Consider the following 19,082-nt stretch of genomic DNA (forward strand, 5'->3'; position numbering starts at 1 on the left):
GAGCCAGACGTGACGAGACGCGAGAAGGTGACCCTGTTCGAATACGACTCGTGGCAGTATCGATGTGTAGCTGGAAATGATTTGAGGCGGGCAGGCAAGGCAGGCGGCTGGTGAAGAATTCGTTGCGCACACCGTATGACGGCATCGTGATGGCGGCTCCCGTCACGATCCCCTACGCGCGCTACTCCATCGAGAGCGCGCAATGGTGGATCGGCCGTGCGCTGAGCGCGCTGGTCGCGCGGGCCGGCATCAAGGCCTCCGATATCGACGGCCTGTGCGTCTCCAGCTTCACCATGGGGACCGACAGCGGGATCGGACTGACCCAGCATTTCGGGCTGTGCGTCAGATGGCTGGACACCATCCCGCTCGGTGGCGCCAGCGCCATCGCGGCATTGCGCAAGGCGGCGCGCGCGGTGCAGGCACACGATGCCGACATCGTGGCTTGCGTGGCCGGCGATACCAACCACGTCGATTCCTTCCGCCTGACGCTCGAGAATTTCTCGCGCTTCAACCAGGACGCGGTCTATCCTTACGGCGCAGGCGGCGCCAATGCGAGCTTCGCGCTGATCGCGCGCAACTATATGCGGACTTATGGCGTCACGCGCGAGGACGTCGGCAGGATCGCAGTCGCCCAGCGCGCCAACGCGCTGCGCAACCCGCATGCGCTGATGAAGATGCCGCTGACGATCGAGCAGTATCTGACGGCCCGTCCCATTTCCGACCCCATTCATCTGTTCGATTGCGTCATGCCGTGCGCCGGCGCCGAGGCCTTCCTTGTGATGCGGGACGAGACCGCGGCATCGCTTGGCTTGCCGGCGGCACGGCTGCTGTCGACGATCGAGCGGCACAACGCCTTCGCCGACGATCCGATGCAGGTGCGCGGCGGCTGGGCGATGGATGTCGGTGAACTCTACGCCATGGCCGGCGTGAAGCCTGACGATCTCGATATCGTCCAGACCTATGATGATTATCCAATCATCACGATGATGCAGTTCGAGGATCTCGGCTTCTGCAACAAGGGTGAAGGCGCGGCCTTCGTTCGTCAGCACGATCTGACGGTTGACGGCGATTTTCCGCACAACACCTCGGGCGGCCAGCTCTCGGCAGGGCAGGCCGGCGCCGCCGGCGCCTATCTCGGGCTCGTCGAGGGATTGCGGCAGGTCCTGGGCGAAGCCGGCCCCACGCAGGTGAAGGATGCCAAGCTCGGTTTGGCCTCGGGCTTCGGCATGATCAACTATGACCGCGGCCTGGCCTCGGGCGCCGTGATCTTTGCGGGGCCCGCGCGATGATCGATCCGATCGAGCCACCCCGACGCAAGAACCCGCTGCTGCGGACGCGACTTCCCGCATCGCCGCCGCGGGCGCGCAGCAGGACATCGCACGGGTTCACGCGCGCCGCCGCCGAAGGCCGCTTCATGCTGCAGCGCTGCGAGGCCTGCGGCGCTTTTGCCTATCCGGCGCGCGAGGCGTGCCCCGCCTGCCTGTCGGCCGGCCTCGCGTTCGTCGATGCACCGCGCCGCGGCGCGCTGCTGGCCGAGACGACGGCGCGGGTGCCGAGCGACGTCTATTTCCGCGAGCGGGCGCCCTGGCGCATTGGGCTCGTCAAGATGGACTGCGGTCCGACGATGGTGGCCCATCTGCATGGCGACTGTATTGAGGGCGCGCCCGTCCTGATGTCGTTTCAGCTCGACAAGAGCGGTCAGGCGGTGGCCTTTGCCCGACCCGAGGGGGAGACGCCCAACATGGCAGACGACAGGCAGTGGCGGGAAATGACGGCCGATCCGAAATTCCGGCGTGTGCTCGTAACCAACGGCCGCAGCCTGATCGGCCAGGAGGCCGTTGCAGCGCTGAAGGCCGCGGGCGCGAAGACGGTGTTCGTGGGCGTTGCCGAACCATGGCGGCCGTTTGCCGGCGAGCAGCTGTTGCGCGGACAGCAGGGGATCGAACTCGTGACGCTCGACGCGGCTGACGAAAAGTCGGCGACCGATCTTGCGGCCGACATCGGCGGCAAGGTCGATATCCTCGTCAACACGACGGAATATGTGCGGCCTGGTGGCCTGCTCGACCGCAGGGGCACGAGCATCGCGCGGGACGAGATCGACCAGGCCTATCTCGGCTTCATCAACCTCGCGCAGGCCTTCGGTCCCGCGATGCGGATGCGGGGTGCGGACGGCGTCAACAGCAGTGCCGCCTGGGTCAATATCCTGTCGGTCCATGCGCTGGCGAACTGGCCCGCTTTCGGCGCCTATTCGGCATCGCAGGCTGCCTGCCTGTCGCTGTCGCATTGTCTGCGCGCGGAACTCAGGCCCGGCGGCGTCAAGCTGCTGAACCTGTTCACGGGGCCGGTCGACAACGAGTGGTTCCAGACTGTGCCGCCGCCCAAGGTGGCGCCGCGCGCTGTTGCACAGGCGATCGTGTCCGGGCTCAGGGGCGGGCTCGAGGAGATGTATGTCGGAGACGTCGCCGAGGAAATCAGGCAGCGTCTTGCCGCCAATCCGAAAGCGGTCGAGCGCGAGCTCGACAAATAAGATCAGGATTTCAACCAAGCGGGAGGACGTGACGATGCAAAGCAAGAATCTCCTTGAGCTCGCAGGTGCGGTCTCGTCCGGCGCGGTGCGCGTCGTCGATCTGACCTTCACGCTCAGTCCGGATTTTCCGGTCATCGTGCTGCCGCCGGAGTTCGGCCAGGCAGCTCCGGTCCGGATCCAGGAGATTTCGCGCTATGACGGTCGCGGTCTGGCCTGGTACTGGAACAACGTGACGTTCGGTGAGCACACCGGCACGCATTTCGACGCGCCGATTCACTGGTTCACCGGCAAGGACCTGCCGAACAACGCCGTCGATACGATGCCCGCCAAGGACATGATCGCTCCGGCGTGCGTGATCGACTGCTCGGCCGGCGCAGCGCAGGATCCGGATTTCCTGCTGACCGTTCCGATCGTCGAGGCCTGGGAGGCGAAGCACGGACGGATTCCCGAGCGGAACTGGGTTCTGCTGCGGACCGACTGGTCGAAGAAGGGCTGGCGCGACTACGCCAACCTCAGGGATGACGGTGCACACACACCGGGCCCGAACGCGGCCGTCATGAAATGGCTGGTGGAGGAGCGCGGTATCATCGGCTTCGGCACCGAGACGATCGGCACCGACGCGGGGCAGGCCGGCCATTTCGAGCCGCCTTATCCGGCGCATCACTTCCTGCACGGCGCCGGCCGGTATGGCCTTCAGTGTCTTTGCAACCTCGATCAGCTTCCCGCCACCGGCGCCGTCATTGTGGCTTCGCCCTTGAAGATCCAGAACGGTTCCGGCAGCCCGCTGCGCGTGATCGCGTTGGTGTCGGCGAGCTGATGCGAGCGGATGGCGCTTGCCCGATAGAATAAACGCAAATCAAGAAAGACAGGTGCCATGATCTCGATGAAGACCTTGCTGGCTTCGGCCGCGCTGCTTGTCGCCGTTCCGCAGGTCGGGCAGGCGGAGATCCTCGTCGGATTCGTCACCGGCCTCAGCGGGCCGGTGTCGTCGATCGGGATTCCGAACGCAAAAGGATTAGCGGCGGGCGAAGCCTATATCGGCGAAGTCGGCGGTGAGAAGCTCCGCGTCATTCAACTCGACGACGCTTCCGATCCCACGGCGTCGGCGCGCAATGCGCGCAAGCTCGTCGAGCAGGAGAAGGTCGACATTCTCATCGGTACGTCGGGTGCGCCGCAGACGCTGGCGATGGCGACGGCCGCGATCGAAATGAAGATTCCAATGATAGCGGTGTCGCCGATCGCGGCGGTGCCGCCCGGCGAAGGCGGGCCCTGGGTCGTGCAGACGCCGCAACCGACGCCGCTTCTCGTTCAGGGCATCGTCGATCACATGAAGGCGCGAGGGTTGAAGACCGTCGCGTTCATCGGGTTCTCGGATGCCTTTGGCGATCTCATGTACGATTCGCTGTCGCAAAGCGCCAAGGCGGCTGACATCAAGGTGATCGCCAACGAGCGATACGCCCGATCGGATTCGTCGGTGACCGCCCAGGTGCTGCGCGCGTTGGCGGCACGCCCCGACGCCATCATGCTCGGCGGCACGGGAACGCCGGGTGCGCTGCCGGTGATCGCCTTGTCCGAGCGTGGCTACAAGGGGCCGCTCTACGGCAACCACGGGCTCATCAGCGCCGATTTCCTGCGGCTCGCCGGCAAGGCCGCCAACGGAATCATCTGCCCGACCGGGCCGGTGACCGCGGCCGAGCAGCTTCCAGCCAGCAATCCGATCCAGAAGGTTGCCCTGGCGTTCCGCGCGGCCTTCGAGAAGGCGAATGGCGAGGCGCCGACCGACTCGTTCTCATCCTATTCCTTCGACGGCTGGCTGGTGTTCGTCGATGCGGCCAAGCGCGCGATGGCGACCGGCGCCAAGCCGGGCTCGCCGGAATTCCGCGTAGCCCTTCGCGAGGCGCTGTTCAGCACCAAAGAGCTGGCCGGGACGCAGGGCGTCTACTCCTACACGCCGGCGGATCGGCACGGCGTCGATGCGCGTGCGCGGGTCCTGGTTCAGATCGAGGACGGGAAGTACAAGTTGCTGCCTTGATTGGGCGGCGGGATGGCGTCGCAGGCGCCGGCCGGCATTCTCCTCCCACGCGTCGTCCCTGCGAAAGCAGGGACCCATACTCCGCGGCCCGAATTGTGAACGGACTCGTCGTTCCACGATTGCACAACAATGACTAGCTGTGGTTATGGGTCCCGGCCTTCGCCGGGACGACACCGAATATGTGGCTCGGGTCAGCTATGGCTTCTGCATCGAGTCTTTGACGGCGCCCTTGAGCTCGTCGAGCTCGCTGGTCAATCCATCAAGCCGGTCAGCCGGGAATCCTGCCAGCAGCTCGACCAGCCATGAGCCGTGGCTCTTGGCCATGCGCCGGAAGGCCTTGCGGCCCTCGACGGTCATGCAAACGATCTGCACGCGCCGATCCAGATTGGAGGGCGTGCGGGTGATGTAGCCGTCCTCGACCAGGCGATCGACGATGGGTGTGAGGTTTCCGGCGGAGACCATCAGGCGCTTCGGCAGCTCTCCCAGCACCAGTCCACTCGGCTCACGGTCAAGCTGGGCCAGAACGTCGAAGCGCGGCATCGTGAAATCGAATTCCTCGCGGAACCGGCGCCGCAGCTCGCCTTCGATCAGGGTTGTGCAGGCAAGCAGCCGAAGCCAAAGCCGTGTCTGAGCCCGGTACTCGGCCTCCTGATCAACCCCGCTCTTGGGCGAAACAGGTGGGGACTCCTTCGCGACTGCCAAATCAGATCTCCTGCGGCATCCGGGCCCGCTGAACGCGACGACCTCGATGTCGCCCACAAGATAGTTCGTGCCAAAAGTAAATTCAAGGCTCGTTCAATGCGCGGCGAAGCTGCTTGGCGATGTACGCAATTTGCAGCCGGTGGCGCGCCGAAGCGCGCTCTCCGCGGTTTTCCAACGAGCGCCTTTGCGATTCTTGGGCCAGCGTTGTTCCTTTATAGTTAAAATAAATACGAGCGTCTGCCGAGATGGAACGAGCCTTTGCAGCCGAAGGCCATTCGTATTTCCGAGGCGCCTTCGCTGGCGCATCTGATCAAGCGGCGCGCTCTGCCGAAGCCCGGCGTGGAGAGTGATGTCGATGCGCTCGCCGACTATGTCGGCGCGATCTCGAAGACATCCCTCGGGAACGGCAAAGATGGGCGCCTCCGGCGACCCGATGGCAGTCGTCTCGGAACAGCTTCTGGTGCGTGGGGTCGAAGGCCTTCGTGTCGCCGACGCCTCAATCATGCCGCGGCTCGTCTCCGGAAATACCAACGCACCGACGATGATGATCGGCGAGCGGGCAGCTCGCTTCATCCTGGATGGGCGGACTTGACGAGCGCATCCTGAGACAGTTGGGGTCCGTGTCGCCGAGCGCGCGGACGAATACGCCGCGGTCGAAGCAGGTGTCGGCGCATCCGCGCGCGCAGCCCGGAGCTGTCCGGCGCGGCCACGGCCGACGGACGTTTGCAAATGCCAAGGTTGGGTTTGTCCTAAAACCTTGCATATATGACATTTGAGCAATGACCTGACGGGCCTACATCGACATCCAAGAGACGCCGGCAAGCGGCAGCCCTCTCGGAGAAAATGTCATGACCACTGCTAAAAAGATCCTGTTTATCATCTCAAGCTCCGAAACGGCTTTCTGGCTGTCGGAAGTCACGCATCCCTATTGGCATATGATCGAGCGCGGCGTCGAGGTGGACTTTGCCAGTCCGGAGGGCGGCAAGGTCATCTACGATCCCTACAGCGATCCCTATTTCGAGCATTCCGTCGAACGTGAAGATATCGTCAGCAAGGGCTTCCTGTCGGACAAGGCGCTCGTCGCGAAGTTTGAGACGACCTTGAAGCTCAAGGAGGTCGACCTGGATTCCTATGATGCGGTCCATGTGGCCGGCGGTCGGGGCGCGACTTTCGATCTCTACCCGAACAAGGACGTCGCGAAGATCCTCGAGCATTTCTGGAAAAAGGACAAGATCGTAGCCGCCATCTGTCACGGCGCCGTCGCTCTGGGCAATATTCCAGAACAGATTCGTGGCCGACGTACGACCGGGTACACGCTTGAAGCCGATCTCGCGTTACAGAAGATGTTCGGCGCCAGCTTCGAGATTCCGTACTATCCGCAGAAGGTCCTCGAGGAGGTTTCGATATATTCGCGCCTCGGCAACGACGACCCCTACGTCATCAGGGATGGCAAGTTGCTCACGGGACAGAACCAGCAGTCGGCTTCGGAATATTCCATCGTTCTGCTCAGCATGCTGACCGGCGGAAGCCCCGTCTCGTCAGCTTAGCAATACCGAGCGATGCCATCGTCGCCGTTCTGCCACGGCGGATGCATGTCGCGCCCGTCGTGGCGGCGCGGTGGGCCGTTCGGCATGTCTATCCCGAACCGCACGTCATTCAAATCAGCGAAGTCGTCGAGATCGAATCCAGTCGCGGCTGAATCTGTCCATGCCTCGAAAGATCCCCCATCAGAAAGAAATGAAAATGAAGACCCTCACGCTTCCGTCGATCAGACGCTTCGCCTTTATTTCAGCTGCCCTGACAGCAACGTCGATGGCGTGGGATGCCGCAGTCGCAAGCCCTGTCAGGACTGTGAGCGCCGCCGCGGCGTTCACCCATCAGACCGCACCGACCCAATACGTTGATGCAGGTGGCATCCGCTTCGCTTACCGTCGTTTCGGAAAGCATGGTGGCCTGCCGATGGTTTTCTTCCAGCACTTCGCCGGCACGATGGACAATTGGGACCCGAAGATCGTCGATGGATTTGCCGCCCAACGTGATGTGATCCTGTTTGACAATGCAGGAGTAGCCAGCTCAGGCGGGAGGGTCCCGACCAACATTGAAGGGATGGCCAGGGATGCAATTTCCTTCCTGTCCGCGCTACATGTGACCAAGATGGATCTTCTGGGCTTTTCGATGGGGAGTCTTGTTTCGCAGGAAATCGCGGTCCAGCGTCCTGAGCTTGTCCACCGCATGGTGTTGGTCGGAAGTTCTCCGCGCGGTGGTGTCGGAATGGCGTCGCTGACGCCGGAATTCCAGGCAATGCTCGCAAAAAAGCGCGAGGTGCCGGATGAGCTTTTGTTGGAAAGCCTTTTCACACCTTCTGCGTCGAGCCAGGCCGCTGGCCGGCAGTTCCTGACGCGATTGCGCGCACGCAGACTGGGTCGTGATCCCGATGTGAACGAGAAAGTTGCCCCGGCCCAGGCCGCCGCCCTGGCCGCATGGGGCGCTCCGCGAGAAGATGCCTACACCTATCTCGCCGCAATCAAGCAGCCGGTCCTGCTGATCGATGGAAACCGTGACGTGGTCTTCTACACGGTGAACGCATTTAATCTTGAGCAGCATCTCTCAAATGCGCAGTTGATCATCTACCCGGATTCTGGCCACGGTCCGCAGTACCGATACCCAGATCGATTTTTGAGAGATACCAACACGTTCTTCAGTGAGGTCGACTAAAACGACGCGAATTGGAGACATGGCGATACGCCATCAGCGGACAGACAAAGCAAACGTCAAACCCAGTAGGCGGCGTCACTCGATCACGGCTGCGGCCCGAGCATTGCGCCGGATAGCCTGGGGAGGTTGGCCGAAGGCACGAAGGAAGGCCTGACGCATTCGCTCTCGGTCGGCGAAACCGGTGTGTTGAGCGACGACGTCGATCTGATGCTGACCCTCTTCGATCATCAACCGCGCGGCTTCGACGCGGAGGCTCTCCACAGCCCTTGCGGGCGATTGCCCGGTTTCGGCATGAAACGCCCGACTGAACTGTCGCGGACTCAGTCGCGCGGCATCCGCGAGCTCAGGGACCGTCAAAGGCGTATGTAGGTTCTTCTTGGCATAGGCGAGGGCGCTTTGAATGCGATCTGACTTCGGTTCCAACTCAAGTAACGCAGAGTATTGTGACTGGCCGCCTGACCGTCGGTGATAGACCACCAGCTTCTTTGCAACCATCCGTGCAAGCTCGGCTCCAAGATCCTGCTCGATCATAGCCAACGCCAAGTCTATGCCAGCGGACATGCCGGCCGAAGTCCATATCGGGCCATCATGGATGAATATCCGGTCCTGCTCGATTTTTGCCTTTGGAAACTGGTCCTGAAGCGCGCGAGCGTAGATCCAATGAGTTGTGGCGCGGCGGCCGTCCAGTAATCCCGCTTCCGCCAAAACGAACGCGCCGCTGCAGATCGAAGCGATTCGACGACAACGCTCTACCGAATCTTGAACGAAGCTGATCATGCCGGGCGTAGCCGGCACGATCTCGCCGCCGCCGCCGACGATCATCGTGTCGTATGGCGTATCGTCGAAGGCTTCGGATCCGATGCTCAGGCCGATCGAGGTTTGAGTTAAGCCGCCGCTCTCGGACAGGAAGTGAACGTCGTACACCGGTTTTCCAGCTTGCTGGTTCGCAACCTCAAAAGCTGAGACCGCGGCAAATGCCATCACTTGGTAGCCTGGAAATATAATGAAGCCGACGCGGCGCATGGTTACCTCAAGTGAGGTCCTAAATCATTGCACATGTGGCGTTTGAGAAGCGGCGATACAAGCCTGGACCTCACGAAGAACTGGCGACGTCTACCAGTTCCGCGGGTCGACGCAGTTTCACTCAGCGCCAGACACCACTGCTCGGCGGCGGACCTCTTGCCACCTGTTGGACATATCTGATGACAAAGCTTCGCGGACTTCTTGCCTTTTCCTCTTCATTGCTCGCACGAGGCCGAAGTCGTTGAGCAGCCGCTCGTGACCTCCAGGTAGACAACGGGGCCGGCGCTACAGCCGGTCCTGGGATTCATGAGACGAGCCGGTCCGGTCCAAAGCGACGAAGCGGGATGAGAAGCTGCCGGCGCACTGATACTCGGCGGCGAACATTCGGATTGTCCTGGCGATTTGCTACGCGGCGGGATGGGCCTTTTGAGTGCGCTGCCGTGTAGCAAAATTGTGGCAACGTATGGCTTGAAAATCAGACCAGCCCACGAATGAGCTGAAAAAGGCGCTGAATATCACTATAGAGGGCAGTGCCGTCATTGTTCGGTTGGATCGATAAAGAGAATTAAGTGACTGAAAACAAATATAAATTTTCCGTGGCCCCGATGATGGATTGGAGCGAGGGTTTAGGTTTTTCAATCGATTAGAGGGCCGCGTGTGCACGGCGTGTGCACTTGGAGATCAAGAAAAGTCTGCTGAGAGCAAGTTGCGCGCGATGGCATCGTGCGGCTCACGATACGCACCTATGATCCCGACGGGGCCGCCGAGACGATTTCAAACAACCTGCAGGATTGGCAGCAATGGGCGGCGATCGCCGCCTCCGGCCGAAGCCGCGTGCAGCAGACCTATAGCAAGGCCTCGTAATGGGCCCAGTTTACCGATCTCGTGGCGCGGATTGAGCCGTGCTAGAGCGTTTTCGAGCGAAGTGGGTGCCGTTTCGCGCAAAGAAAATGCGCCGAAACCAGAGTCTGGAGCCCCGTTCCGATTCCATCGGAACGGAAAAGGCTCTAGAGGGTGCAGAGTGCCCGCCGGTGGGCGGGCGATCGGGCCGAGATGATGTCTGCAAGTGACTTGATCCATCAACTGAAATGGGTGGCCGACGGGCTTGCCGTGCCGCTGTTCAGGTTGCGGCCGCGGCCGTTCGGGCCGGGCTATCAGACGGTCAAGCGCGACACGATTACTGCGGCCATCGACGCGGGCTTGCTTCAGGCAGGGAAGGAGCTTCCACCGGGCTACGGCGTCGCCATGGACGAGCGCGTGGTGGAATATCCCTGGGTCTATGGCCGATTGAACAATGTCGGCAAGATGCTGGACGCGGGATCGACCTTCAACCACGACTTCCTGCTGCAGCGTTCGCCGCTGCGCGGCGCGGATCTCACCATCATGACACTGGCGCCCGAGCGGCGGTGCTATTGGCATGACGGCTACTCCTACGTGTTCGGCGATCTCCGCAAGACGATGTTCGGCGATCAGGTCTTCGACACCGTCGCCAGCATTTCGACGATCGAGCACATCGGCCTTGATAATCAGATGCTGTACACGGGCGATCCACGTGACGCCGAGACCGATCGGGACGGCTTTGTTCCGGCGGTGCAGGAGTTCAAGCGCATTCTCAAGCCCGGCGGCACCTGCCTGATCTCGGTGCCGTTCGGCAAACGCGAGAATCTCGGTTGGTATCAGGTGTTCGATCTTGCGATGATCGAGCGGATCATCGAGGCGTTCGGTGCGACGTCTCACCATGTCGACTATTTCGGCTATTCGCGACAAGGCTGGTCGCGCCAGAGCGCCGAGGCGCTCGCCGACGCTACTGTTTTCGACATCCACACCGGCAAGGGGCAGGGCAACGACCTTGCGGCGTCGTCGCGCGCCGTCGCGTGCCTGCAGTTGACGGCATGAATCTCGATTATCTGATCCAGCGTCTGCTCGGTCGCGCGACGTGCCGCTTGCAGCCAGACGCGGCGCTCGGCCGCCATGCCAGGATCAGAAACATCCGCGGCGATTCCGGCAAGATCGTCGTCGGCCGCAACAGCCGCATCCTGGGCGAACTCCTGACCTTTGCGCATGGCGGGGAGATCAAGATCGGCGAATGGTGCTACGTCGGCGAGGGAACCCGGATCTGGTCGGCCGCCTCGATCGAGATCGGCAATCGCGTTCTGATCTCGCATTCGGCGAATGTTTTCGACAATCTCACGCATCCGCTGCGCGCGACGGAGCGGCACCGGCAGGTCCAGCAGATTTTCACGCGCGGACATCCGAGCGATATCTCGCTTGACGAGAGCCCGGTGAAGATCTGCGATGACGCCTGGATCGGCGCGGGCGCGATGGTCTTGCGCGGCGTGACGGTTAGGCAGGGCGCCATCGTCGCGGCCGGCGCGGTCGTGACCAAGGATGTCGCGCCGTTTACGATCGTGGCGGGCAATCCGGCCGTGCTGGTGAGGGAGCTCGGCCCCGATGAACGGTGAGCGCCAGTTTACCACCTGGGAGGATGCGGTGGTCTGGCCGCGCAATCAGCCGGAGCAGCGCCAGCTCGTGCTCGACGCGTTCTACGACGATCCGCTGGTTGGCGATGCCGAGCGCTACTTCCAGAGCTCCGAGTGGCAGGCGGTCGCCACGCTGCGCGGCGGTACGATCATTGCGACCGCCACCGTTCTTATCGCGCGATCTTCATCGATAGGTCAAAGATCTTGCCACTCACAAGGAGAGCGATCTCGGTAGCCGGCAGCGGCTTCTGGCATTCCGACAACGGATTGAGCCAGAAATTGGAGTCAGGCAACATCTCGAACAGATTGCGCGCGGTGGCGCCAAGGCACACTTCGGGCTCCTTTATGTAGTCGTAGATTCGCTTCTTCGAGGTAAAGGCAGGAAGCCATCTCATATTCTGAAAGTCGACCGTTGCAATATTGATCTCTTCTTGAAACTTCAGCGAACGGCGCCGTCCGGGCTTCATCGGTGCTTCCGGCGTCAGAACATAGAGTTCGGTCTCCAGCAATGTGCGATAGAATGCCGGAATAATGCCGGCATCGCGTGCCGCGGCTTGCATAAGGGCTTCGAGACTGTTGTCCGGTTCAAACATCACGATTCTCCCAATTGAACGCGAAGAGGAACAGGACGCCATCGCGTTCATTTAAAGCCAGATCGCGCCGGCGTCATGGAGCCCTCGCGGCGATTGTACTAATCCTGTTTGCCGCGCAGGGCTCGATAGATCGTATTGCGCGAAACGCCGAGGCGGCGCGCGGTCTTGCTGATGTTGTTGCCTGTTTCGGCGTAGGCCGTCAGCACATGCGAACGCTGGATCTCGTGCAGATTGGGTTTGAGACTGCCGCCGCCGGCTGCCTTACCAGCCAGGCGCTCGCCGCCCGAATGCACGAGAACCGATTCGACCGAGGCCTCGTCGATCAAGTCGCCCGGTTCGGCCAGGGACAATCGGGACAGGATATTGCGCAGTTCGCGGATGTTTCCGTCCCAGTCCAGCTCGGCCAAACGTTCGATCGCCCCATCGGTCAGATCCATCAAGGGATCAACTTGCTGGATCAGGTGGCGGGCAATTTCGGCGAAGTCGGAGCGCTCGCGTAATGGCGGCAACGTCACCTCAAGCATATTGAGCCGAAACAGCAGATCGGACCGGAATCGGCCTTTGGCGATTGAGTCGTCGAGATTGGCATTCGTGGCCGATACCAGAAGAACGTCGACCTGGCGTTTGGTGCCGCCGACCGGACGCACCGTCCAATCGTCGAGAAAGCGCAGCAGCACGGCTTGTAACGTGACCGGCATATCGCCGATCTCGTCGAGGAACAGCGTGCCGCCATCCGCCTCCTTGAATAGCCCGATGGCTCCGCCCTTCTTGGCGCCCGTGAACGCACCCTCGGCATAGCCAAACAGCTCGGCCTCGACCAGGCTGTCGGGAAGCGCCGCGCAATTGACCGGAACGAAGGCGCCGCTGCGGCCGCTGGCGACATGGGCGTGGCGGGCGAGCTGCTCCTTGCCGGTGCCCGTTTCGCCGCGGATCAGGATCGGCATCTTCCGGACGGCCGCGATGCCGACCTGCTGGACCACGGAGGCGATCGTGGGATCGGCGGACACGAATTGCGTGGCGCCCCCCTTGGGTGCCGGCGGCCGGGGCCGCGAGACGGCCTGAATCATCGAGAACTGACGCGCATTCTCGATCGTTGCGACAAACTGGCTGCCGACCTCGTCTTGCAGGCGTTGGCGTTCCTTTTGCCGCCCTTCATCGACAAAGACGCTGAACTTGGTGCGAAACACGTCGGCGAAGCGCCGCCCCGGCGACGCGGGCAGGCCATGCAGCAGGACACTTGCGGCGCGGTTCGCCGCAAGGATGCGGCCCTCGTTGTCGACTGCGAGCAGGCCCGCGCTCAGGGTGTGGAGATATTCGCCGCGGTTGTGGAAGGCGATCAGGATGTTGCCGCGGTGATATTCGCGGAACAGGCCGTTCTCGATCTGGGTCGCCGCCATCGCCACCAGCGCCTGGGTGTGAGCCTGGCGCGACATGCAATCCGATGACGCATCCAGGATCCCCGCGAGTTCACCGTCGGGCGCGAAGATCGGAGCTGCGATGCATGTGAGGTTGCTGTAGCGCGGGAAGAAGTGCTCGCGCCCATGAACGACGATAGCCCGCTTGAGATAGGCCGCCGTGCCGAGGCCGTTGGTGCCGCAGCTGGCCTCGCTCCACACCGTGCCAGGCCGGATACTGGCGGCGTCGGAGGTGTCGCTGAAGCTCGAATCCGAGATGATATCGAGCAGCAGTCCGTCGGCGTTCGCAAACGCGATCATGAAGTTCGAGCCGGCGATCTGCTGATGCAGGGTGTGCATTTCCGCGAGCGCCAGGCCGCGGATCAGTGAGCAGCGCTGCTGCTCCTGGCGCAGCACGGCGCTGCTCACGAGTTCGGGAGACGAAGGACGCAAGGTATCAAGTCCTAGCGAAATACAGCGCATCCAGCTGTCGTAGATGTCGGCGGACAGAAGTTCGGCCGGCAGTGCGCCGCGCCGCTCAAGCGTCATCCAAGCACTGTCCATGCGTCGGCCGGATGTCAGCATTCTGGCTCCTCCCGGAGTGCGGCTTGGCGATTTCCTCTTGGTTGCGTCGCTCGGCTCGTGCCGTTCGCGCGACGCAGTTTTGACGATCATAGATCAAGCAGTCGAAAATCCAAATTTCCGTGCAGTCGTTATCGCGCTCATCGAACTGTTCCGACTCGGAACAGTTGCACGCAAAGCTTGCTCCGAGGCGGATCGGCGCGCGCGCGCCGGCGATCGCAAGAACGATAGGAAGATCAGGCCTTTGTTCGCTTGGCACAGCCCTTGCTGACTTCTTCGGCGGGATGGCGATCGCATCCGATCGACAGAATAAAAAATTTTCGGGAGGCGTTTTCAATGAAAGCGGCGGTGCTTCATGAGTTCGACGAGAAGCTGACGGCGAAGGAGTTCGTCAGGTTCGAAGACGTGACCGATCCGAAGATCTCGCGCCCGATGGACGTGATCGTGCGCATCGGCGGCGCCGGCGTCTGCCGCACGGACCTGCATATCGTCGAAGGCATCTGGCGCAGCAAGGTCGACGTCAAGTTGCCTTACATAATGGGTCACGAGAACGCCGGCTGGGTCGAAGCGATCGGGCCGGGGGTCGAAGGGGTCAAGGTTGGCGACAGCGTGATCTGCCATCCGCTGGTGACCAGCGGGCATTGTCTGGCATGCCGCCGCGGCGACGACATGCACGCGTTGGACAGCTCGTTCCCCGGTATCAACGCCAATGGCGGCTATGCGCAATATCTGCTGACCGGTCAGCGCTCCCTGATCAAGCTGCCGAAGTCGCTCGCGCCAAAGGATGTTGCTCCCTACACCGACGCCGGCCTCACGGCCTATCGCGCCGCCAAGAAGGCATCCCGCCATCTGCTGCCGGGCGAATATGTCGCCGTGATCGGCGCGGGCGGGCTAGGCCATATCGGCATCCAGGTTCTGGCTGCGCTCTGCGCGGCAGAGATCATCGTGATCGATCGCGCCGCAGACTCGCTCGAGCTCGCCAAGAAGTGCGGCGCGCATCATCTCGTGAACGCCGACGGCAACGAGGTCGAAGCCGTTCTGGCGCTGACGGGTGGGCGTGGCGCAGAAGCCGTGATCGACTTCGTCGGGGAGGGCGAGGCCGTCGCCAGAGGCCTGTCGATGACGGCGAACGCCGGCTCCTACTACATCGTAGGCTATGGCGGGAAGATCGATATCCCGACCATCGACATGATCACCTCGGAGAAGACGATCGTCGGCAATCTGGTCGGCACCTATGCCGAACTGGTCGAGCTGATGGCGCTCGCGGATCGCGGCCTCGTAGAACTCCACACCAGGGAATACCGGCTCAGCCAGGCCAACGAGGCGCTTCATGATCTGCATCATGGACGCATCCATGGCCGCGCGGTGCTGATCCCCTAGGGCATGTGCCGCGAGATGCAGAACATCAGTCCGGATCGTGGAGCGAAAGTGGCGCGAGTGACAGACGACAGCCCGCCAAGGCCGCAGATCACCGCCGGGGAAGCGGCCGAACTGCGGCGCGCCCGCGATCGGATGATCGCTCGGGACAAGGTGATCGATGAGATGGTCGATAACAACGAGCGGCAGATCACCAACGAACACGCCCGCGGCGGTGCCGAAATCGAGCTCGCCTGCGCCGTGCGTGGCGCGGCGCGGGCCGAAGCCGGGCCTGAAGCGCATGAGGAGCTGGAACGGGCGATCGCACGGCTGGAGGTGCTCCGGGAGGAGCATCGGCGCCTGCTGGCCGAGCGCGAGTGGCTCAACACGTCGCTGCGCGAGATCGACGACGGTCCGTCGCCCGGCGAACACAAACGTTCGGGGCACGCATGACAAGCGAGGCGACCATGATTGCATCAGAAGACCAGAGGCAAATACCGTCTCCGCAACCGGTCATGAGCGAGGAAGACAGGTCGAAGGACGCCTTCTTCATCCAGCTCGCCGAGATCGCGGAGGCGATGATCGCCGCTCACGGCAAGGATTTCGCCACGGGCGCACTGGTTCTCTCGGCGAAATTCGTCGCCGAAGGAAAACCTCTCATCAAACCCGCCAGCGGAGGGTGACGAGGAACGACGAAGTCAGCAGATCGATCAATCCATTTAACGGACTCAAAGTGAGTTTTGCCGCCGAGGACTTCACGGAACGAACCAGAGGTTTTGATCTCTGACAAAAGCGAGAATGCCGGAAGCAACGCAACGTTCAAAGGAGCTGGAAATGACTGCAAGTCTGACACTGAACAAGATAACCGCGCAGAAGGGCATCAGCATCGCTGAAGCGGCTAACCGCGTCGCGGACCTTGGCTGGACGCCAAGCTACGTGCAGGAGGCGATGACCTTCCCGACCGACTACAAGATCTCGAAGACGCCGCGTGACCCGATGAGGCAGGTGCTGCGGTCTTACTTTCCGATGCAGGAGGAGAAGGACAACCGCGTCTACGGCGCGCTGGATGCCGCATTGCGCGGCGACATGTTCCGCAACGTCGAGCCGCGCTGGGTCGAGTGGATGAAGCTGTTCCTGGCGATCATCCCGTTCCCGGAGATCTCGGCGGCGCGCTCGATGGCGATGGTCGGGCGGCTGGCGCCCGGCGAGGAACTCCGCACCGGCTTCACCATGCAGATGGTCGACGAGTTCCGCCACTCGACGATCCAGATGAACCTCAAGAAGTGGTACATGGAGAACTATATCGATCCCGCCGGGTTCGATATCACCGAAGCCGCGTTCGGCAAGTGCTATGCGACCACGATTGGCCGCCAGTTTGCCGAAGGCTTCCTGACCGGTGACGCGATCACCGCCGCCAACGTCTACCTGACCGTGGTCGCGGAGACCGCCTTCACCAACACCCTGTTCGTGGCGATGCCCTCGGAAGCCGCCCGTAACGGCGACTACGCGCTGCCGACCGTGTTCCTGTCGGTTCAGTCGGACGAATCCCGCCATATCGGCAACGGCCACTCGATGCTGATGGCGATGATCAACGATCCGTCGAACCATCAATTGCTGGAACGTGACCTGAAATACGCCTTCTGGCAGAACCACGCGATCGTCGACGCCGCGATCGGCACCTTCATCGAGTACGGCACGACCAACCGCGACAAGAACAAGGAGTCCTACGCGGAGCTCTGGCATCGCTGGATCTACGAGGACTACTACCGGACCTACATGTTGCCGCTCGAGAAGTACGGCATCAAGATCCACCACGACGACGTCGCGGCCGCCTGGGACCGGATCGTCAAGAAGAACTACGTTCACAAGACCGCGCAGTTCTTCACGGTCGGCTGGTCGGTGAACTTCTGGCGCATCGAGGCCCAGACCGAGCGCGACTTCGAGTGGTTCGAGCACAAATATCCGGGTTGGTACGCCGAATTCGGCGACTTCTGGAAGTGGCACGCCAAGCTCAGCGTGCCCGGCGAGACCAACATCCTGTTCAACAGCGATGTGGGCTACGTGTACCCGCACCGGTGCTGGAGCTGCATGGTGCCGTGCCTGATCCGCGAAGACTTCGTTTGCGACGAGGTCGACGGCAAGATCTACACCTATTGCTCGGAAGGGTGCCGCTGGACCCACAAGGTGGCATTCGCCGCCGAATATGAGGGGCGGGCGACGCCGGCGATGGGCCGCTTCAGCGGCCGCCGCGAATGGGAAGATTGCTACCACGGCTGGGATGTCGCCGACGCGATCAAGGATCTCGGTTTTGTCCGGCCTGACGGCAAGACCATGATCGCACAGCCGCATCTGCGCTTCGACGCCAAGGACATGTGGACGCTCGATCACGTGCGCGGCCACACGCTGGGCAGTCCGTTGCGCGGCTTCCGGGCGCTCTCGCCGGCGGAACGCGAGGTCGCGACGGCCGAGTATCGCAAGGGCTTCAAGATCAACCCCTGCCACTAAGCGTGACGACGGGAGGGGCCGCGTTTCGCGGTCCCTCCTGCCGGCGGCCGGCGAAGGTCCGGCCGTTCTGTTCAATTGCGGTGACGACAAGGCGGGGACGATGACGGACGTGGTGGTTCATAAGGTTCGTTTCGAGCCGGTAGGCATCGAGATGGAAGTGGAAGAGGGCGAGACGGTGCTCGACGCGGCGTTTCGCCAGGGCATCTCGCTGATGCATGGCTGCAAGGAAGGCCAGTGCGGGAGCTGCAAGTCCAGGCTGGTCGACGGCGACATCGAGTTGCTGAAATATTCGACCTTTGCCTTGCCGGATTACGAAAGCGAGACCGGCCACGTGCTGCTGTGCCGGACGCATGTCTACAGCGACATCAGCGTCGAGCTGCTCAACTATGACGAGGACCTGCTCAGCCGCTCGATTGCGGTGAAGGCGTTTGACGGCCGCGTGGCCGATGTGACGGCGCTGACGTCCGACATCAGGCTACTGGAGATCGACATCGACAAACCGATGAAGTTCTGGGCCGGCCAGTATGTCGATCTGACGCTGGAGGATGGCACCATCACGCGCGCCTTCTCGATGGCGAACCCGCCGTCTGAAGCAACCCGTCTCCGCTTTATCATCAAGAAATACCCGAACGGCGCGTTCTCGGCCCAACTCGACGGGAAACTCGGCGTCGGGGATGCGGTGACCGCCAAGGGACCTTACGGCACCTGCTTCCGGCGCGAGGAGCGGCCGGGACCGATGCTGCTGATCGGCGGCGGTTCGGGCATGTCGCCGCTGTGGTCGATCCTGGCCGATCACATCGGCAGCGGCGAGCAGCGGCCGGTGCGGTTCTTCTACGGCGCGCGCACCCGTGCCGACCTGTTCTATCTCGAGGAGCTCGCGGCGATTGCCGCGCGGCTCGACGATTTCAAATTCGTGCCGGCGCTATCGCATGCCGAGGCGAGCGATGGCTGGGACGGCGAGACCGGGCTGATCCACGAGGTAGTGCAGCGCCATCTGCGCCAGGAGAAATTGAGCGGTGCCATCGACGCATATGCGTGCGGGCCGACGCCGATGATCGACGCGGTACTACCCATCCTGCAAATGAATGGCGTCGAACCGGAGCACATCTACTTCGACAAGTTTACGCCGGCGGTGCGATGACGGCGTTCAAAAGTTCGTCGCAGAACAGAATG

18 protein-coding genes and 1 pseudogene are annotated in these 19,082 nt (G+C 62.3%); 15 read left to right on the forward strand and 4 right to left on the reverse strand.

The window, feature by feature from the left end:
- Positions 1-110 precede the first annotated feature (110 nt).
- From ACOIX3_RS15755 to ACOIX3_RS15770, 4 genes are read left to right on the forward strand one after another with little or no spacing between them, the layout of a single operon-like run.
- Complete coding sequence (locus ACOIX3_RS15755; RefSeq protein WP_420970733.1) at positions 111-1,289, forward strand: thiolase family protein; 1,179 nt, start codon at positions 111-113, stop codon at positions 1,287-1,289.
- On the forward strand, positions 1,286-2,527 hold the full coding sequence (locus ACOIX3_RS15760; RefSeq protein ID WP_420970734.1) for an SDR family NAD(P)-dependent oxidoreductase: 1,242 nt from the start codon (positions 1,286-1,288) through the stop codon (positions 2,525-2,527). Before ACOIX3_RS15755 ends, ACOIX3_RS15760 begins: the two co-directional genes overlap by 4 nt.
- 34 nt (positions 2,528-2,561) lie before the next feature.
- Positions 2,562-3,344, forward strand: a complete 783-nt coding sequence (locus tag ACOIX3_RS15765) for a cyclase family protein (protein WP_420970735.1) — start codon at positions 2,562-2,564, stop codon at positions 3,342-3,344.
- A 57-nt stretch (positions 3,345-3,401) separates the two neighbouring features.
- Positions 3,402-4,559 (forward strand): ABC transporter substrate-binding protein, encoded by a 1,158-nt coding sequence (locus tag ACOIX3_RS15770; RefSeq protein WP_420970736.1) that lies wholly within the window; start codon positions 3,402-3,404, stop codon positions 4,557-4,559.
- A gap of 195 nt (positions 4,560-4,754) precedes the next feature.
- Here the strand turns inward: ACOIX3_RS15770 and ACOIX3_RS15775 are convergent, their stop codons facing one another.
- Entirely contained in the window at positions 4,755-5,261 is a 507-nt protein-coding gene (locus ACOIX3_RS15775) for a MarR family winged helix-turn-helix transcriptional regulator (protein WP_420970737.1), read from the reverse strand.
- A 270-nt stretch (positions 5,262-5,531) separates the two neighbouring features.
- On the opposite strand from ACOIX3_RS15775, the pseudogene ACOIX3_RS15780 reads away from it, so the two are divergent.
- The 3 genes and pseudogenes from ACOIX3_RS15780 to ACOIX3_RS15790 all read left to right on the forward strand — a co-directional run.
- Positions 5,532-5,853: pseudogene (locus ACOIX3_RS15780) on the forward strand (GMC oxidoreductase); the annotation flags it as partial.
- A gap of 256 nt (positions 5,854-6,109) precedes the next feature.
- Positions 6,110-6,808 (forward strand): type 1 glutamine amidotransferase domain-containing protein, encoded by a 699-nt coding sequence (locus ACOIX3_RS15785; RefSeq protein WP_420970738.1) that lies wholly within the window; start codon positions 6,110-6,112, stop codon positions 6,806-6,808.
- Positions 6,809-7,004: 196 nt separating this feature from the next.
- A complete protein-coding gene (locus ACOIX3_RS15790; RefSeq protein WP_420970739.1) occupies positions 7,005-7,976 on the forward strand; it encodes an alpha/beta fold hydrolase in 972 nt (323 codons plus the stop codon).
- A 75-nt stretch (positions 7,977-8,051) separates the two neighbouring features.
- On the opposite strand, the gene ACOIX3_RS15795 is transcribed toward ACOIX3_RS15790, so the two are convergent.
- Positions 8,052-8,999, reverse strand: a complete 948-nt coding sequence (locus ACOIX3_RS15795) for a GlxA family transcriptional regulator (RefSeq protein ID WP_420970740.1) — start codon at positions 8,997-8,999, stop codon at positions 8,052-8,054.
- 723 nt (positions 9,000-9,722) lie between these two features.
- Here ACOIX3_RS15795 and ACOIX3_RS15800 point away from each other — a divergent pair.
- The 3 genes from ACOIX3_RS15800 to ACOIX3_RS15810 all read left to right on the forward strand — a co-directional run bounded on the left by ACOIX3_RS15800 (position 9,723) and on the right by ACOIX3_RS15810 (position 11,461).
- Entirely contained in the window at positions 9,723-9,863 is a 141-nt protein-coding gene (locus ACOIX3_RS15800) for a hypothetical protein (RefSeq protein ID WP_420970741.1), read from the forward strand.
- Between the two features lie 192 nt (positions 9,864-10,055).
- Entirely contained in the window at positions 10,056-10,895 is an 840-nt protein-coding gene (locus ACOIX3_RS15805; protein WP_420970742.1) for a methyltransferase domain-containing protein, read from the forward strand.
- The gene (locus tag ACOIX3_RS15810; RefSeq protein ID WP_420970743.1) at positions 10,892-11,461 is read left to right on the forward strand and encodes an acyltransferase; all 570 of its coding nucleotides are present in this window, start codon (positions 10,892-10,894) and stop codon (positions 11,459-11,461) included. The genes ACOIX3_RS15805 and ACOIX3_RS15810 overlap by 4 nt, the downstream gene beginning before the upstream one ends.
- Positions 11,462-11,649: 188 nt before the next feature.
- Here ACOIX3_RS15810 and ACOIX3_RS15815 read toward each other — a convergent pair whose 3' ends face one another.
- On the reverse strand, positions 11,650-12,072 hold the full coding sequence (locus tag ACOIX3_RS15815; protein ID WP_420970744.1) for an SseB family protein: 423 nt from the start codon (positions 12,070-12,072) through the stop codon (positions 11,650-11,652).
- A 98-nt stretch (positions 12,073-12,170) separates the two neighbouring features.
- Positions 12,171-14,051: a sigma-54-dependent Fis family transcriptional regulator gene (locus tag ACOIX3_RS15820; RefSeq protein WP_420970745.1), complete on the reverse strand. Its 1,881-nt coding sequence runs from the start codon at positions 14,049-14,051 to the stop codon at positions 12,171-12,173.
- Positions 14,052-14,384: 333 nt separating this feature from the next.
- On the opposite strand from ACOIX3_RS15820, the gene ACOIX3_RS15825 reads away from it, so the two are divergent.
- From ACOIX3_RS15825 to ACOIX3_RS15845, 5 genes are all read left to right on the forward strand, one after another.
- Positions 14,385-15,428 carry an NAD(P)-dependent alcohol dehydrogenase gene (locus ACOIX3_RS15825; RefSeq protein ID WP_420970746.1) on the forward strand — a complete coding sequence of 348 codons (1,044 nt, stop codon included), beginning with the start codon at positions 14,385-14,387 and terminating at the stop codon, positions 15,426-15,428.
- Positions 15,429-15,443: 15 nt separating this feature from the next.
- Complete coding sequence (locus ACOIX3_RS15830) at positions 15,444-15,857, forward strand: hypothetical protein (RefSeq protein WP_420970747.1); 414 nt, start codon at positions 15,444-15,446, stop codon at positions 15,855-15,857.
- A gap of 62 nt (positions 15,858-15,919) precedes the next feature.
- Complete coding sequence (locus tag ACOIX3_RS15835) at positions 15,920-16,087, forward strand: hypothetical protein (RefSeq protein WP_420970748.1); 168 nt, start codon at positions 15,920-15,922, stop codon at positions 16,085-16,087.
- A gap of 151 nt (positions 16,088-16,238) precedes the next feature.
- A complete protein-coding gene (locus ACOIX3_RS15840) occupies positions 16,239-17,909 on the forward strand; it encodes an aromatic/alkene/methane monooxygenase hydroxylase/oxygenase subunit alpha (RefSeq protein ID WP_420970749.1) in 1,671 nt (556 codons plus the stop codon).
- Positions 17,910-18,009: 100 nt separating this feature from the next.
- The gene (locus tag ACOIX3_RS15845) at positions 18,010-19,050 is read left to right on the forward strand and encodes an NADH:ubiquinone reductase (Na(+)-transporting) subunit F (protein WP_420970750.1); all 1,041 of its coding nucleotides are present in this window, start codon (positions 18,010-18,012) and stop codon (positions 19,048-19,050) included.
- Positions 19,051-19,082 lie beyond the last annotated feature (32 nt).

Source organism: Bradyrhizobium sp. B120, assembly GCF_049075665.1.
GTDB lineage: Bacteria > Pseudomonadota > Alphaproteobacteria > Rhizobiales > Xanthobacteraceae > Bradyrhizobium.